Consider the following 348-nt stretch of genomic DNA (forward strand, 5'->3'; position numbering starts at 1 on the left):
CTTCAGCGCTTCGCGCGCGGCCGGCGAAAAACGCAAAGTGCGACCGGTTTCCTCGTTGTAGCGCTGCAGAAATGCGTCGGCGAGCATCGGGATGTCGTCGCCGCGCTCGCGCAGCGACGGCAGCGGAATCGGAAACACGTTGATCCGGTGAAACAGGTCGGGCCGCAGCTTGCCGTCCGCCATCGCGGCTTCCGGGTCGCGGTTGGTCGCCGCGACGATCCGCACGTCGACGTCGATCTCGCGCGTCGAACCGAGCCGCGTCAGGCGCCCCGTCTCCAGCACGCGCAGCAGCTTGACCTGCGATTCGAGCGGCATCTCGGTGATTTCGTCGAGGAACAGCGTGCCGCC

At 67.2% G+C, this 348-nt stretch carries 1 protein-coding gene; it reads right to left on the reverse strand.

Features of this window, described 5'->3' with window-relative positions:
- On the reverse strand, positions 1 to 348 hold a 348-nt coding region (locus tag HWX08_RS34195; protein WP_175869763.1), incomplete at both ends, for a sigma 54-interacting transcriptional regulator.

This window comes from Burkholderia metallica, assembly GCF_902832845.1.
In the GTDB taxonomy this organism is placed as follows: Bacteria; Pseudomonadota; Gammaproteobacteria; order Burkholderiales; family Burkholderiaceae; genus Burkholderia; species Burkholderia metallica.